14 protein-coding genes and 1 riboswitch are annotated in these 15,023 nt (G+C 48.5%); of the genes, 8 read left to right on the forward strand and 6 right to left on the reverse strand.

Going from position 1 to position 15,023, the window contains the following annotated elements; all coding sequences use genetic code 11:
- Window positions 1-72: 72 nt before the first annotated feature.
- The 3 genes from NYE74_RS26930 to NYE74_RS26940 form a co-directional block, all read right to left on the reverse strand.
- On the reverse strand, window positions 73-1,641 hold the full coding sequence (locus NYE74_RS26930; RefSeq protein WP_341005338.1) for an AraC family transcriptional regulator: 1,569 nt from the start codon (window positions 1,639-1,641) through the stop codon (window positions 73-75).
- A gap of 152 nt (window positions 1,642-1,793) precedes the next feature.
- Complete coding sequence (locus NYE74_RS26935; protein ID WP_036626425.1) at window positions 1,794-2,792, reverse strand: ABC transporter substrate-binding protein; 999 nt, start codon at window positions 2,790-2,792, stop codon at window positions 1,794-1,796.
- Window positions 2,793-2,911: 119 nt separating this feature from the next.
- Window positions 2,912-3,691, reverse strand: a complete 780-nt coding sequence (locus tag NYE74_RS26940) for a DUF1836 domain-containing protein (protein WP_036626424.1) — start codon at window positions 3,689-3,691, stop codon at window positions 2,912-2,914.
- Window positions 3,692-3,933: 242 nt separating this feature from the next.
- On the opposite strand from NYE74_RS26940, the gene NYE74_RS26945 reads away from it, so the two are divergent.
- The 4 genes from NYE74_RS26945 to NYE74_RS26960 all read left to right on the forward strand — a co-directional run bounded on the left by NYE74_RS26945 (window position 3,934) and on the right by NYE74_RS26960 (window position 7,459).
- Entirely contained in the window at window positions 3,934-5,244 is a 1,311-nt protein-coding gene (locus NYE74_RS26945) for a hemolysin family protein (RefSeq protein ID WP_036626423.1), read from the forward strand.
- Window positions 5,234-5,728: a sigma factor-like helix-turn-helix DNA-binding protein gene (locus NYE74_RS26950; RefSeq protein ID WP_036626422.1), complete on the forward strand. Its 495-nt coding sequence runs from the start codon at window positions 5,234-5,236 to the stop codon at window positions 5,726-5,728. Before NYE74_RS26945 ends, NYE74_RS26950 begins: the two co-directional genes overlap by 11 nt.
- A gap of 126 nt (window positions 5,729-5,854) precedes the next feature.
- On the forward strand, window positions 5,855-6,643 hold the full coding sequence (locus NYE74_RS26955; protein WP_036626421.1) for a metal-dependent hydrolase: 789 nt from the start codon (window positions 5,855-5,857) through the stop codon (window positions 6,641-6,643).
- Between the two features lie 99 nt (window positions 6,644-6,742).
- Complete coding sequence (locus NYE74_RS26960) at window positions 6,743-7,459, forward strand: glycosyltransferase (RefSeq protein ID WP_082207945.1); 717 nt, start codon at window positions 6,743-6,745, stop codon at window positions 7,457-7,459.
- Here the strand turns inward: NYE74_RS26960 and NYE74_RS26965 are convergent.
- The gene (locus tag NYE74_RS26965; protein ID WP_051985731.1) at window positions 7,394-8,821 is read right to left on the reverse strand and encodes an aminotransferase-like domain-containing protein; all 1,428 of its coding nucleotides are present in this window, start codon (window positions 8,819-8,821) and stop codon (window positions 7,394-7,396) included. The two genes, NYE74_RS26960 and NYE74_RS26965, sit on opposite strands and share 66 nt — an antisense overlap.
- Window positions 8,822-8,932: 111 nt before the next feature.
- Here NYE74_RS26965 and azlC point away from each other — a divergent pair, with 111 nt between their 5' ends.
- The 3 genes from azlC (at window position 8,933) to NYE74_RS26980 (ending at window position 12,312) form a co-directional block, all read left to right on the forward strand.
- Window positions 8,933-9,646: an azaleucine resistance protein AzlC gene (gene azlC / locus NYE74_RS26970; protein ID WP_036626420.1), complete on the forward strand. Its 714-nt coding sequence runs from the start codon at window positions 8,933-8,935 to the stop codon at window positions 9,644-9,646.
- Window positions 9,643-9,975, forward strand: coding sequence for a branched-chain amino acid transporter permease (locus NYE74_RS26975; protein ID WP_036626419.1), 333 nt, complete (start codon window positions 9,643-9,645; stop codon window positions 9,973-9,975). Before azlC ends, NYE74_RS26975 begins: the two co-directional genes overlap by 4 nt.
- 177 nt (window positions 9,976-10,152) lie before the next feature.
- Window positions 10,153-10,332, forward strand: a riboswitch (cyclic di-AMP (ydaO/yuaA leader).
- 153 nt (window positions 10,333-10,485) lie between these two features.
- The gene (locus NYE74_RS26980; protein WP_240752356.1) at window positions 10,486-12,312 is read left to right on the forward strand and encodes an APC family permease; all 1,827 of its coding nucleotides are present in this window, start codon (window positions 10,486-10,488) and stop codon (window positions 12,310-12,312) included.
- A 52-nt stretch (window positions 12,313-12,364) separates the two neighbouring features.
- Here the strand turns inward: NYE74_RS26980 and NYE74_RS26985 are convergent, their stop codons facing one another.
- Window positions 12,365-13,228, reverse strand: a complete 864-nt coding sequence (locus tag NYE74_RS26985; protein ID WP_341005339.1) for a lytic polysaccharide monooxygenase — start codon at window positions 13,226-13,228, stop codon at window positions 12,365-12,367.
- A gap of 470 nt (window positions 13,229-13,698) precedes the next feature.
- On the opposite strand from NYE74_RS26985, the gene NYE74_RS26990 reads away from it, so the two are divergent.
- Window positions 13,699-14,466: a carbonic anhydrase gene (locus NYE74_RS26990; RefSeq protein ID WP_270619891.1), complete on the forward strand. Its 768-nt coding sequence runs from the start codon at window positions 13,699-13,701 to the stop codon at window positions 14,464-14,466.
- A 124-nt stretch (window positions 14,467-14,590) separates the two neighbouring features.
- Here NYE74_RS26990 and arsC read toward each other — a convergent pair whose 3' ends face one another.
- Window positions 14,591-15,016: an arsenate reductase (thioredoxin) gene (gene arsC, locus NYE74_RS26995; protein ID WP_270619889.1), complete on the reverse strand. Its 426-nt coding sequence runs from the start codon at window positions 15,014-15,016 to the stop codon at window positions 14,591-14,593.
- Window positions 15,017-15,023 lie beyond the last annotated feature (7 nt).

A 15,023-nucleotide genomic window follows, 5' to 3' on the forward strand; every position in this document is an offset into this window, starting at 1 on the left:
TAAACGGAATGTCAGGCCGGCGCGGTTTCCGAGGTTTTCGGGGGCCGCGCTTTTTTGCGCAAAAAGTAACAATCAGCGAGTCAACAGCAACAGCATTTCATCCAAATGACGTTCCAATGTCAACGCATCATAAAGGCCCCAACGATGTTCTACGATGTAAGAGCACTTATTGCCGACGGCCGGGAGGTTGCCCCAGGCTTCGCTTTGCAGCATTTCCTGGAAATCATTGCTGTGTCTGTCCTTATTCTCGACGGCCATGAATACCCGGTCTCCGGAGTAACGGGAAATGTCCTCAAGCGCGATTTTTTTCCACTTTAGCGACTTCGTCATTAACATCCTGACCCGGTCCGGAGGGACAAAACCGAGTCCTTCATATAAGGTGTGGCCGAAATTATGACCGCCGTAGACGTAAAGCTCGTTGCGATGGTATACAAAAGCTGCGGCGCTTTCCCCTTTTTGCACGTAAGGTTTCAGCTTTTGGCGTATGTTCCGCGCTTTGTTCCGATACGATTCGATCCAAAGTTTGGCCTTATCGCCCCTGCCGAGCAGCCGGCCCAGCTTGTACAGCCGCGCGTAAATGTGGTCATGCCAGTTGAGCAGAGCGGTTGGAGCAACCGCGGCCAAACGGTCATATTGCGGTTCGGGCATATAACTGGGGCATATGATCAGGTCGGGCTGCAGGGAGAGCAGCTTCTCCATATCGAGCGGCTCGTCCAGCGGCTGAATATCACGTGCTTCTTCGCCATAAAGATCGGCCAAAAAACGGTTCGCACCTACGGGCACGACGCCGAGAGGCAGCAGATCGCCGAGCGTATGCAAGGAACAGATCCGGATATCCCGGGACTGCAAACGGACAAACTGGGTAGGGGACACGCCAACGGCTTGCTTGAATCGTCTGCTGAAGTAATACTCGTCCCGAAAGCCTGTCTGCTCGGCGATTTCCTTCAAGCGTTGATCGGAGCCGATCAGCAACTGCTTGGCCCGGTCTATTCGCAACTCGGTCAAATATTGTACCGGTGTTTTGCCGGTCATTTTCTTGAACATGTCGTTATACTTCCAGCGGCTCAGTGCCGTTTGCTCCGCCAGTCTTTCGATCCGGATATCCTTCGAATATTCGCGGTGCAGGTAATGAATCGTTTCCTCCACTTCCCGCTCTACGCCGAATTTGGAGCTCCTGTCCCGCTGTTCAAGCAGCAGTGTCACCAGCTCCTGAAAACGGACTTGAAGCCGGAGCAGCGCAAGCCCGCGGGCCGCGCCCCATTGATCCAGCACGGCGTATAAGCCGGAAACGCATTCCCCACTGACGGAAAAGACCGTTGTGACATATCCGATAAGCGCCGCAGCCGCCTCATTGGACATGAACACAAACTCATACGCCTGCAGGTTTCCGGCAACAGGGGCGGCAGGGAGCAGGCCGGCGATCGAACGGGGAGGGACCAGCACGCAGCCGTTAGGACCGAGATGATGCGTTGCTCCATCAACCTCCAGGTTCGCGGAACCCTGTTTGATCCACCATATAGAATAATGTTCGCTTCGATACTTTTGCGTATTGCTCCCGCCGGCAATGTCAAATTGGCGGATATTAAGAAGGGATAGGATAGGGATCGATGGGGAGGAGGGATCGGATTGCTCATGCTTCATCGTCGAAGAACTCCAATGTTTCCAAATTTATTATCCATGATTTTATCAAATTATCCATCCGCCAGCAACGCGGCCATTTTAGCGGGATACCGTGCACATATAATAAGAAGAGGCCCCGCATGGATGAATGCGGAACCTCTGCCGGCGCTGCTTTACGATTGTGGCTTCAATACTTTGGGCATTTCGTCCAAAAGCCACTCTAGTGTAACCGAATCATTAAAAGCCCACCGGTTGCTCACGACATAGGCTTGTCCATTTTGGACAGCGGGCAGACTTTTCCAGACGGAGTTTTGGATTAATTCCTCGACACCTTTACGGGAAGCTTCGTTGGCGTCCTGCGTGACTAGAAAAATATGATCGCCGGCCAGCTCCGGCAACTTCTCCAAAGAAATCGTTAACCACATCTTATCTTCATTTTCTTTTTCGGCAAACAGACGTTTCAACGCTTCCGGAGGCTTAAAGCCGAGCGCATCGTACATCGTGGGCCCGAGCCGCTGCGGTCCGTATATATAGAGCTGCTTGTCCTGAAAAACAACGAAGGCCGCTGCGGTTTGTCCTTTTTCAACGAGCGGAGCCAGCTCCTTTTTCTTTTGTTCCGACTTGTCTTTGTAACGTTTGATCCAAGCCGCGGCCTCGTCTTGCTTGCCGATAATGTCGCCCAGCGCCGTGATTCGGCTGAACACATCGCCGCTGTAGGGCATTGTCACGGTAGGCGCAATTTTCGACAACCCCTCCAGTGCGGCCGCATCCAGGAAATCCGGCACGATAATCAGATCAGGGGCAAGCGCGAGGACTTTTTCCAAACTGGGAGCCGAACCTTGACCGCCAATATCCTCTACGCCCTTCAGTTGTTCCTCTTCTAATACCAACCGGGCGTTGGCAAAGTTTGTCCCTACCATTTTGGTGTTCAACGACACCATTTCCGGCGCATAGAAGTGGGCCACAATTCGCTTTGGCTCTGACGGAATCTCGACCTTGCGGCCTAAAGCGTCGGTGTACGTATGACTCGCAGGAGGTTGCCCCTTATTCGTGCTGCTGCCCGGTGTGCCGTTCGCGGCCTCTTCCTTACTCGTACCGCAGGCCGCCAGCCCCAACGTGAGCGTCACCGCCAGCAACAGCGCCCCAAATGATCGTTTCTTCGGGATATACATGCTAGACGCTCCCTTTCGATGAGAATGATTATCAACACAGGGACCATTTTACGCGAGTTTCGGTTGATCAACAATGAATATTTTTTTGGTTATTTGGACTTTTTTTGCAACCTGTCTTCCTACTTTAAATTGTGCAAAAAGAGAGAAGCGTTGAGGAAACGTTTGGCCAAAGTTTGAAAATATGTGGTTTGAACGGATAACATGGCGATCACGATCGTATTGCTGACCGCTTCCTGCTGCTGGGGATTTAAGCCGGCAAGGCCATGGGCAAATTCATCCGCTTTTTTCTTCACGGTCGTTTCCATGAGATGATCCTGTTTTTTGTCTCTGTTCAAGTGGCCGGATTGCAGATCGAGCACCTGGTCGTTGTTCTGGTCGAGCTCTTCGAAAATCCCGGAATAACCCGCGTAGAGATCGATGGGGCTGATGAGATCTTTGGCTTGATCGTCAAAGTTATGGAAGATCAGCAAAAGCAGCTTCCTGATGGACTCCAGATCCAACGCGGCCCGTAAATCCTCAATAATGAACAGAATTGCCGCCTGTTCGATCGAATATTTCTTTCCTAACCTCGGAGTACCGATAATCTCTTTCAAATCGCGTTTCACCCAATTTTGCACCGCTGTCAGCGCAAAATGGTTGTATTCAATCTGGGAACCCAGGGCCACGATTTCATTAAGCGACAGTCCTATATCGTTTGGATTCATGTTCATCAGCTTCTCAAAGATCGGGGGCAGAGCCGTGGAGATAAAAGCGCCTAATGAGTTGCCGCCTTCGATCAATTCCTTGTGCGATTTCGCCCATGCTTCCTGGAGGATGTTTTTGGGCGCTTTTTGGCTTTGACCGCTCAGGCTAAGCAGGAGCTGCGACATTTCACTGCGGGTGAGATGGAATGTTTCCATGTTCAATTCCTCCATATAAGTTCTTACGAACTCATCTTACGACGGTGGCGAGAAAAAGTCAAAGAAGAAGCAAATCGGGCATTACGGGTTAAAGAGGCGTGGAGAAGTTCGAATTTGGAGCAATTTGCTCCAAAGCAGGCAAAGTCGGATATTGATATCGACATATGAACTTTGATATTATAAGTTCATAAGAACTCATAAATAAAAAGTTCCAAAGAATTGATCAAACAAGGAGTGTTTGCATGTACGCTTTGAATTTGTTTCTGGTTGCTTTGCTGATCTTGGCTACCGCCTTTTTCGTGGCGGCCGAGTTCGCCATCGTGCGGCTGAGATCAAGCCGGGTCGATCAAATGGTGCTGGAAGGCCGAAAAAATGCATTGGCCGTGCAGCGGGTTACGAGCAATCTGGACGGATATTTATCCGCCTGCCAGCTCGGCATCACGATCACCGCGTTGGGACTTGGATGGCTGGGGGAGCCCACCGTGGAGAAAATCCTGCATCCTGTCTTTGACCGGTACGGATTGCCCGCGGAAATCAGCAGCATTTTATCCTTTGGCATCGCGTTCGCTTCGATTACCTTTCTTCACGTCGTGCTGGGCGAATTGGCCCCTAAAACCTTGGCCATTCAAAAAGCGGAAACGGTCTCTTTGCTGACGGCTAAGCCTTTGATCTACTTCTATAAAGCGATGTACCCCTTTATCTGGGCTTTGAACGGTTCCGCCAACCGGCTGGTGCGCATCTTCGGTATTAAGCCGGCCAAAGAACACGAAGAGGCCCATTCCGAGGAAGAGCTGCGCATTATTCTTACAGAAAGCTACAAGAGCGGGATGATCAACCAGGCGGAATACGGGTATGTGAACAAAATCTTTGCTTTCGACGAGCGGCTGGCCCGTGAAATCATGGTGCCGCGTACGGATATGATGTGCATCGACGTTCATGCCGGCAAAGAAGCGGCGCTGCAGATCATGAAATCCGAGCAATACACCCGGTTTCCCGTATTGGAGGGGAACAAGGACCATATCCTTGGTATTATCAATACCAAACAATTTTTGATGCAATTAAGCGATGATCCGAAGGTGGAAATACGCAAGCTGGTTCAGCCGATCCTGTCTGTCTCGGAAGCTATGCCGGTAAAGGATCTGTTGCTGCGCATGCAGCAGGAATCGGTGCATATGGCCGTTTTGGTCGATGAATATGGAGGAACCTCCGGTTTGATCACGATCGAGGACATTTTGGAAGAGATTGTCGGCGAAATCCGCGACGAATTCGATACGGAAGAGAAAGCCGAAATTGAAAAGCTGGGAGAAAACCATATTCTCGTGGACGGTAAAGTTTCGCTGGAGTCGGTCTGTTCGCTGCTGGGGATCGAATTGCTTGACGAAGAACTGGATACGATCGGGGGATGGGTCTATACGCAAAACCCGGGTTTAAAGAAGGGAAGCGAATGGACGTACGGCCCGTTGAAGTTTACAGTCCGGGAAAAAGACCGCCATCGGATTCGCAAGCTGGAAATTGTTAAGCTGAAAGCAATGGTGTCCGGCCATGAAGATTAAGCCCGATCGCCTGATTAAACGTTCGCTTGCCGGTGAAATCCGCGCTTTCAAGAAGCTGATAGACATGTACAATAAACAGGTTTTCGACTTATGCTTCCGGATGGCCGGGAATAAAACCGCGGTTCAGGACCTGGTAGTCCGTACATTTGTGACGGCCAGGCAGCGGCTCGGCGATTACGATTTCTCCGTGCCGTTTCATGTATGGCTGTATTCGCTCGCCGTATCCTGCTCAGTGCAGGCCGGTACTGAAGCAGAGCGCGTCGGCGAACCGGGGGATGAGGCGGAAGAACTGCTGCGCCAGGTACCTTTCTATCCCAGGATCGCGATGATTCTCAAGTACGCTCATCGGCTGACGCCCGAGGAAACGGCTTACGTCTTGAACTGCCGGGTGGAAACGATCAAGTCCTATTTGCGGCAGGGACGGGAATTGTTGCTCGTGCAGCGCCCTAATATCGCGAAGCCGGATTTATTGCTGGGAACCTAGCCGGCAACCCTTGTCTTGTTTTACGGGGCAAGGGTTGTTTTTTGTTCGCAAATTTTAAAAATTCTTGTAGAATAGAAAGGCCGCCTTTAAGGCTGTTTTCATTTTTACGGAAATAAGGTGATGAATATGAATAAACAAGGGCATGTTGCTTTGGCGGTGACAGCGGGATCGGCCGCTCTGCTGATGATGCCGTCATTGGCCGTGCAAACCGATGCAGGAATAGCAGCGGCGCTCGTGGCGGCAGCGGGAGTCGGCGGAGTGTTCCCGGATTTTGATCATAAGACAAGCACGGTGAGCAATCGTATCCAGTTTCCCCTCCGCTACCGGCGTCTCTTTCGGACCTTGTCCGGATTTCTGGGAGCGCTAGGTGTAGGGTTAGTGGCTTATCGCCAGTTCGGACACGTCCCCGAACCGCTTGAGGAATGGGTGAAGAGCGGGCCGTTATGGCTCGGCGCCGCCATCCTGTTCTGGCTGCTGGCAAGGCTGCGCAGCTTGGTTTTGATCGGCATTGGCGCTTTGCTGCTGGCGGGATACGCGATGTATGACCTGCATTGGATCGCGGCTTTTGCCGGCTTTGCCTTTCTCATTCTTCCGCTGGTTAAACATCGCGGGGTGATTCATACCCCGGAGTTTGCGGCCGTACTATCCATAGGTCTGCTTAATTTTTCCGCTCAGCAACCGGAAATTATCAATATGGCGGCGATCGGGTTTGTCATCGGCTGGTGGGCGCACCTCGCCGGCGATATATTTGGGGACGAAGGGATTCACTTCCTGCTGCTGCCGAAGCTTAAAATCGCTCTCCGGTTGTTTAAAAACGGGGGGCCGGCCGAGCGCTGGATTTCGCGAACATGCTGGGGAGGCAGCCTTCTGATATGGGGAGCCATGTTGCTTCAAACACAAATCCTGCTGAAATAAAAGAAGGAGATGGCGCCGGCCATTACAGGAACAAACGAACAAGCGCTGCTATGCGGCTCAGCATATACCGTTATTGATTGACTTGGAGGTGAGAGGGAGTTGGGCCAAACTTCTAGCTCGTTAAAAGGGATATCAATCATAACAAGCACGAACCGCCCGCGTTTTTTCGATAATATTCTTGAAAATTACAGAAATCAGCTTTACCCGGTAAAAGAACTGGTTATTATCTTGAATAAAGATAGCATGGAATTAGATAAGTACCGAAAAATTGCCCGGAAGTATAAAAATGTCTCCGTCTACAAGCTTCCTGAAAAAGAATCCTTAGGCAGCTGCCTTAATTATGCCGTCAGTAAAACGAAATACCCGTACATCACCAAGTTTGACGATGACGATTTCTACTCGCCTTATTATCTAACCGGACAAATGAAGGCTTTACATCGGTCAAATGCCGATGTGGTGGGGAAACGAGCGTACTTGGCGTACCTCGAAGCCAAGAAATTGCTCGTTCTTCGCTTTCCCAAACAACAGAATAAGTTCGTCGGTGTAGTTGCGGGAGGGACCATCTTATTTAAAAGACGTGTGTTCGACCGCGTCCGATTTCCCCATGTGTCGCTAGGAGAAGACGTCTCATTTTTAAGCAGATGCTGGGCTAAAGGATATAAAGTATATGCGCCTGATCCGTATAACTATGTGCAAATTAGAAGAAAAAATAAAACATCGCATACATGGAAAGGCAGCGATCAATATGTCCTAAAGGGGAGCCGGATTTTTGCGCGAACCGATCAATTTAGGAAAGTGGCTACTCAAAATCGCTAATCCTCGTTGTAATTCCTCCAGAGAATTGGTGGAAGAAAGGGCTATTCGTAAATATTTGTCCCGTGTACTGGCCCCGCTTAAAAAGCGATCGGAGTGATACACGCGAATTCCTTTGTTCAGAAAATAATTCTCCATGTGCGTTCCATCGGCATCATCCGATATGGGAAGCCATCTATAGAAGCTTAGTGGATGGCCAGTACGAGGCAGCTGCGGGAAAAACTCCGTAAACAACCGGTTTGCGGATTCCGCCAGCTGTTTTTTTTTCGCTGCAATTGCACTTGCTTTTCCGGATAAGATCAGTTCGCTGATGATCTCGGCATCCAATGAAGAGGTTTTCACATTAATATTAAAAATGGCCTTCACGATCTTCTCTTTAAAAGCCTCGCTAAACACGATATAAGCCACTCGAAGGCCCGAGCAGATGGACTTGGACGTGCTGCAAATATACACCGTTTGTTCCGGGAGAAGCTGAAACATAGGTTGTCCGTAATCTGCCATAATACCGGCTGACAGAAAGGCGTGTATATCGTCCTCAATTAAAATCAACCGATGCTTTCGAATGACGGCCGCCAGTTCGCGTTTGCGGTAGTCGGGAATCATGACCGTCGTGGGGTTGGAACAAGAAGGCATCAGAAAAACGCCGTGCACATCCATTTGAAGGCACTGATTGTCAAGCTCGCCCGGCAGCATGCCATGTTCGTCACCGGGAATCGGGACCAATTTAATACGGTACAATTTCGAAATCTCGATAAAATTAGAGAATGTATACATATCGACCGCGATCCGGTTGCCTGGTTCGAACAGAGCTAATAACGTGATCGCCAATGCATTTAGCGCCCCGGAAGCGATCGCCATATTGTCTTTGTCCGCATGGATCCCAAAATCCGCCATCCAGTTTAGCGCCGCTGCTTTTTGATGGGGGATGCCTGTAGGGTCATTGTAATTCAAGAGCTGTTCCAAATAACCTTTCTCCGTCACCTTCTTAGCTGCTTCAGCGACAATATTGTTGCTTTGCTCAAATGAGGCGACAAAACCAAGATCGATGATTTCATTTGAAATTTTGTCTTTCGAAATAGTAATGGAGCGTGCCGCGTTGGCTGAAACGAATGTGCCGCTGCCTGTTACCGCATATATTAGGCCTTTGAGTTCGCATAGTTTGTAGGCACGTGTTATGGTCGTAAAATTTATGTCCAAAAAATCGGCCAACTCCCTTTGCGGTGGCAGTTTTGTACCCGGGGCTAAAAATCCGTTTGTGATGTCATGTTCCAGCAGTAGGGCGAGCGAACGATAGAGTGGACGTTTCAAAGCGTCTCTATCGGGTTTCCATGACATGGGGTAATCGGTGAAGGAATTGATCGGCATATTTGCACACCTCACAAAATTGTAATCCATACAATTATATCGTTGATTGTATGGATTTGCACTGCTAAAATGGCATGGATAAGTAATCGTACGAGGAGATGCAAGTAAATCATGACTAACAGAAGCGAACTTCAATTGGCGTTTCGTGCCGCCTTTCCTGCTACGATCCCCATTTTGGCAGGCTTTTTATTCTTGGGGATTGCCTACGGCATCTTTATGAACATATCGGGATTTGGGGCAGGGTATGCTTTCCTGATGAGCCTGCTTATTTTTGCCGGGTCGATGGAATTTGTCGCTGTCCATCTGCTGCTGGGCGCTTTTAACCCATTAGGCGCTTTTTTCCTCGCTTTAATGGTTAACGCGCGCCATCTTTTTTACGGGATATCTATGCTTGAAAAATTTAAAGGGAGCGGGTTAAAAAAGATCTATCTGATTTTTGGCATGTGTGATGAAACGTTCTCCATTAATTACACCGCCCAAATACCGCAAGGGGTGAATAAAGGGTGGTACATGTTCTTCGTTACCTTGCTTAATCACATCTATTGGGTGCTTGGCGCTACCATTGGGGGACTGTTTGGGTCACTAGTTCAAATAAACATGGAAGGACTTGAGTTTGTGATGACGGCTTTATTTGTGGTCATCTTCATCGAACAATGGCTGAAAGAAACAACACATCACAGCGCGTTACTGGGGTTGGGGCTATCTGTGTTATGCCTCTTTATTTTTAACGGGGACAACTTTATCATACCTTCCATGATTTTGATCCTCTGCGTGCTTACTTTGATGCGGAGGCCACTGGAAAAGAAAACGGGTGAAACTACATGACAATGACTTTATTGGAACAAGTGATTACTATTGGAATAGTCGTTTTGGGAACCATGCTGACCAGATTTATTCCCTTTATGATTTTCCCTCCGGGCCGGCCCGCTCCGCGTTATGTGCAATATCTCGGGAAAGTGCTGCCCGCGGCGGCTTTAGGATTATTGGTTGTCTACAGTATCAAAGACGTGAATTTTATATCCGGCAACCATGGAGCGCCAGAATTGATTTCGATGGCCATTGTTGCTTTCTTGCATTTTTGGAAAAGGAATATGCTGTTATCGATCCTAACGGGTACCCTGGTCTATATGCTGTTGGTTCAATTTGTTTTTTAAAATGTTTAAAAAAATAGCGTCAGTCATTAATAAACGTTGATTTGGAGAGCATTTTTGAATTGTAAGCGATTAACATATGATCTTTTGTATGATTCCGGCAGTTCACCTTCCTTACTCCTGCTTTACAAACTTTTACACTGAACGTATGATTTATTTTGTTTCCACTAAGAATAAATCAATTCATTATCGCTGAATTTCCTTAAGGAAAACGGGGGACCCGTTAAAAACTTACCTGCCTTTCAGGTGAGTTTCTCTTTTGGGGTGAATCTTGGCAGTTGATCCAGCGATCCGCCAGGTAGGGCGACTCTTGCCGCCCGAATCCGACAGCTAACCTCGTAAGCGTAGTCAGGAGTGGGTTGTATGACTTGTGAAGTTTAGCACAGGGGCCCCTGTGTTTTTTTATTGCCTCAAATTGGCCTATTTGCCCTTAATCTTCAGTTTGTATTTGAAATAATACTTATTTCTGCCGAGCAATATAAAAAAACAACGTAATTTAGGCGGTGACCCCCTGTGCTTTCTTATATAAAGCGATTTCTTATTGGACGGCCGTTAAAATCAACGGAACTGGGCGAACAGAAACTAAGCAAGACCAAAGCGCTGGCCATCCTTTCTTCCGATGCCTTGTCATCGGTGGCTTACGGGCCGGAACAGATCCTGCTTGTTTTAATGGTCGTGGGAGCGGTAGCCTATTGGTATTCGATTCCCATTGCTGCCGGTGTTTTGGTTTTGCTGGTGGCGCTTATTTTGTCTTACCGGCAAATTATTTTTGCTTATCCTCATGGCGGTGGGGCTTATGTGGTTTCCAAGCAAAACCTGGGTGTAATTCCCGGACTGATTGCCGGCGGTTCATTACTTGTTGACTATATCTTGACCGTTGCGGTAAGCGTTTCGGCCGGTACGGACGCTATTACTTCGGCTTTTCCGGGCCTTCATCCATACACGGTGCCCATAGCCGTAGGTTTTGTATTGTTAATTACCATTCTCAATTTGCGTGGTGTCACCGAATCGGCTACGATTTTTGCCTTTCCCGTTTATTTATTTGTTCTGGCCCTGGTGATTTTGATTTGTTCCGGCCTTTATAAAATTATGACCGGCCAAATTTTGCCGGAGTTACACGCTCCGCTTGGTTCTCCAGTGGCTGGAATTAGTTTATTCTTGCTGCTTCGTGCCTTTGCTTCCGGATGTTCCGCTTTGACAGGGGTAGAAGCGATCTCAAACGCCATCCCCAACTTTAAAGAGCCGGCTCCGCGCAATGCGGCAAAAACCTTGCTGGCCATGGGGGGCATATTGGCTGTATTGTTCACGGGAATTGTGTTTCTGGCTTATTATTATGGCATAGGCCCTCTCGCGGAGGTTACCGTGCTTTCCCAAATCGCGGAACACACTTTCGGAAGAAATATCATGTATTTCTTCATTCAGGGAACGACGGCTTTGATTCTTATTCTGGCTGCCAACACCGGATATTCCGCCTTTCCGTTGCTTGCCGTTAATTTGGCCAAAGACAAGTTCATCCCAAGAGCGTTTACGGTTCGCGGAGACCGGCTGGGATATTCAAATGGCATTATTTTCCTGGGGCTGTTTTCGATTTTGCTGATTATCGTTTTTGAAGGGAAAACCGAACTTTTAATTCCGCTTTATGCGATCGGCGTGTTTATTCCTTTTACACTGTCCCAGTCAGGCATGATGGTAAAGTGGTTACGGGAAAAACCTCCAGGTTGGATCAAGAAATTTTTGGCCAATACCATCGGGGCCTTGATCAGTCTGTTGGTCAGCGTGGTGTTTTTCATCACCAAGTTCCATAATGTCTGGCCGGTCCTTATCTTTTTACCTTTAATTATTTACTCCTTTTATCGGATTCATAAGCACTACGAAGCGATTGCGGAGCAGTTGAGAATTTCAACTTGCGAGCGGGCTATACCGATCGAAGGAAACGTGGTGATCGTACCCGTTGCAGGAATCACGCGCGTGGTGGAGAATTCGCTGAACTATGCCAAGTCCCTGTCCCCGTATCAAATCATTGCGGTGCACGTCCCTTTTGAGAAGGCGGACGAAGCGGTGTTTGAAGAGAAGTGGAAAAAATGGCAGCCGGACGTTAGATTGGTGACATTGTACTCTCCGTATCGAAGCATAATTCACCCGTTGATTAAGTTCGTGGATACGGTGCAAAAAAAGGCGCACGAAGCAAATTATCAGGTGACTGTGGTCATCCCGCAATTTATTCCGAAAAAAGGATGGCACAATATCCTGCACAACCAATCGAGCCTGTTGATTCGCGCGCATCTGCTTTACCGGAGAGATGTCATCGTCGCCACGGTTCCGTATCATTTGAAAAAATAACCGAATCAAAGAGCCAGAGGGAGTTCCCCTCTGGCTCTTGCAGGATGCGCTCTTACACGCTGTCCGATCCCGCGCTGCTTTCCTCGTCGGGCGGCACGTCGCCGATCAGCTTCCACGGACCCCATTCTCCGGTTGTTCCCGGTTCCTGTCCTCGTGTCCACCACAGGGCTTGCCAGAATTGCCCGTTATGCACAACGATTTCACCTTCGTTATAGACCCTGATCGGATTCCAGATGAGGTACTTTCCGAAACGGTTCGGGTCTCCCGGGAAACCGGGCTCGGGCGTGGTGGGCGCCGACGAATTGATGCTGAGGTTCACATCCATCACCTGATAGAAGGCATTTGGGGTATCGGCGATATCCCAAACGGCCACGATGACGTGGTAGCCTTCCCGGTCGTTCGGCACAAAGCAATCGTTATAAACGTCGATTGGCGGAATCGCGCCGTCATCGATATAGCGGCAGAACAACTCAAGATCCGCCCGTTTTAAAGGGGAATCGGGGTCCCAGTCTTTTTTCGTAATATAATAATCCCATGTATTCGTGCTGTGATTGGCTGTAAGCTTCCAATGGAACGTATGCTCTCCGCCTACCATATCTACCTTGGTCCAGCGATCGGCCGTTTGCTCGTCGAGTTCAAAAAATTTCCCGCCGCTGGCGATCTGGCCGTCCGGGACGCCGAATTCAGGGAAATCTCCGCGGCCCTCCACACTGAAAGGCTCCCATTTCACCGGCCCGCAATCGCTGTTTTGGCCTGTGGAACATAGATGGGCGCGGCTGTCCGTCAAATATCCGTGCGCGGAAGCGCTGTCCGCAAACACCAACGAACCCGCCAGCATCAGGAACAGGGTACCTGCCGAAACGACAAACCATTTCATAAATAACTTATGACGATTCACAATAGTCCGGGCTGTCATCATTCTACTCCTCCTTGCATTTTTTAATAGAATTTTCTGCGAACTTACAAGTCACTTTGACAACGCTTTCATTGGCTTGAGACGCAGGTGATCGGAGTCTGCAGATCCCTCCCTTCAATGAACTTTTTATGAATCAATTCCAAAGAAGCCTGTCCATTCTTATGGAAATTGATCCCTTAATGATAGATAATCCATATATTGGATTTATTTACTACATACTATATTATGACCCCATAATTGTCAATGAGATTATAATATATATTAGGTAATAATATTTACATATATGTCGAAGTTTTGAATAATTTGTTGTACCCGTAGAACTATAGTGTCCGTTTGAATTTGGTTGGTAAGATGCATTACATCAAAATGGGTAAGGAGTATAATGATCAACGGGATATTCCTGTATTTTACAAAGATCGATCGAGGATGTCCGCGGCCGGACCAAAAATAAATGCAAAGAGGGCATGGATATGAAGAAAAATTTCATTGTACTCGGATTTACGGCTTTTATATTGTTGGCGGGTTGTTCGGCAAGCCATGCGGCAACCAATTTAACTACCAATTCTCAGAAAGAAAATCCAACAGTTAAAGAAGTAAGCCACTTCACGTATGACCATCAAGAGGAGTGGGGATTTGTATCGGGGAAAATGCAATCTCCAATAGACATTGTTACATCCAAGCTTATTGATTATGAGGGAACTGATTTGGCATTAAGCTATGATCAGGTGGGCACTTCCATTGAGGATAACGGGCATAGCATACAGGTGGGTTTACGCGGTACCGCAGAAATAAATGATCGGACGTTTACGCTGTCCCAAGTTCATTTTCATGCCGAAAGCGAGCATACGATCGATGGCAAGCACTTTCCGCTTGAAGGGCACTTTGTGCACCAAGCTCAAGACGGCCGGATCGCCGTGATCGGGGTTATGTTTGCTGCAGGAGAAGAAAATAAAGCCTTCGGGCAAATTTTGGACGCGGCAGAAGCGAATGCAAAAGGGGAGAAGGGAATAATGATCGACAACCTGGATATCGGCCAATTGCTCCCTGCTCATTTGGGCTATTATCATTATTTGGGGTCCTTGACGACACCTCCATTAACCGAAAATGTGGAATGGTATATTCTAACGGAGCCTGTTGAACTTTCCCAGGAGCAACTGAATGAATTTTATAAATACTACGACCACAATCATCGCGACATCCAAGAATTAAATGATCGTAAAGTTTTTGTGAAATCTTAGTTTCTTGCTAAGGATGTATGCAGTCTACCACATTTGCCTGCCGCAGTCGGAGGAGTACCGGAAACTCTTTGGACTCCTCCGTATAGCAGGCCTCCTGACGTGGAATCCCGCGGGCAGAACCTCTTTACCGGCCGTCCCGAACGAACGATTCGATTCTGGCCTTAATAGCGTCCCGAACAGTTCGGAACTGCGCCATGATTTCTTCTTCGGTGCCGGTTGCTTTGGCCGGGTCGTCGGAACCCCAATGCCATTTGATCATCTTTGGATTTGAAATCGCAGGACAGTGCTCGTCCGCATGTCCGCATAACGTAATAACGTAAGTGGCGCGGTTTAAGATGTCCTGATCGATGACATCGGAACTGTTTCCGCTGATATCGATCCCGGCTTCCCGCATCACTTGAACGGCGCGGGGATTAAGCCCATGTGCCTCAAGGCCGGCGCTTTTTACTTCGTATTTGTCTCCGCCAAGAGCGCTCAGAAATCCGTCGGCGATTTGACTGCGGCAAGAATTTCCCGTACACAAGAAGTAAACAAGCGGTTTTGTACTCATTTTCAAA

It is taken from the genome of Paenibacillus sp. FSL P4-0127 (genome assembly GCF_038007325.1).
Taxonomy (GTDB): domain Bacteria; phylum Bacillota; class Bacilli; order Paenibacillales; family Paenibacillaceae; genus Fontibacillus; species Fontibacillus macerans.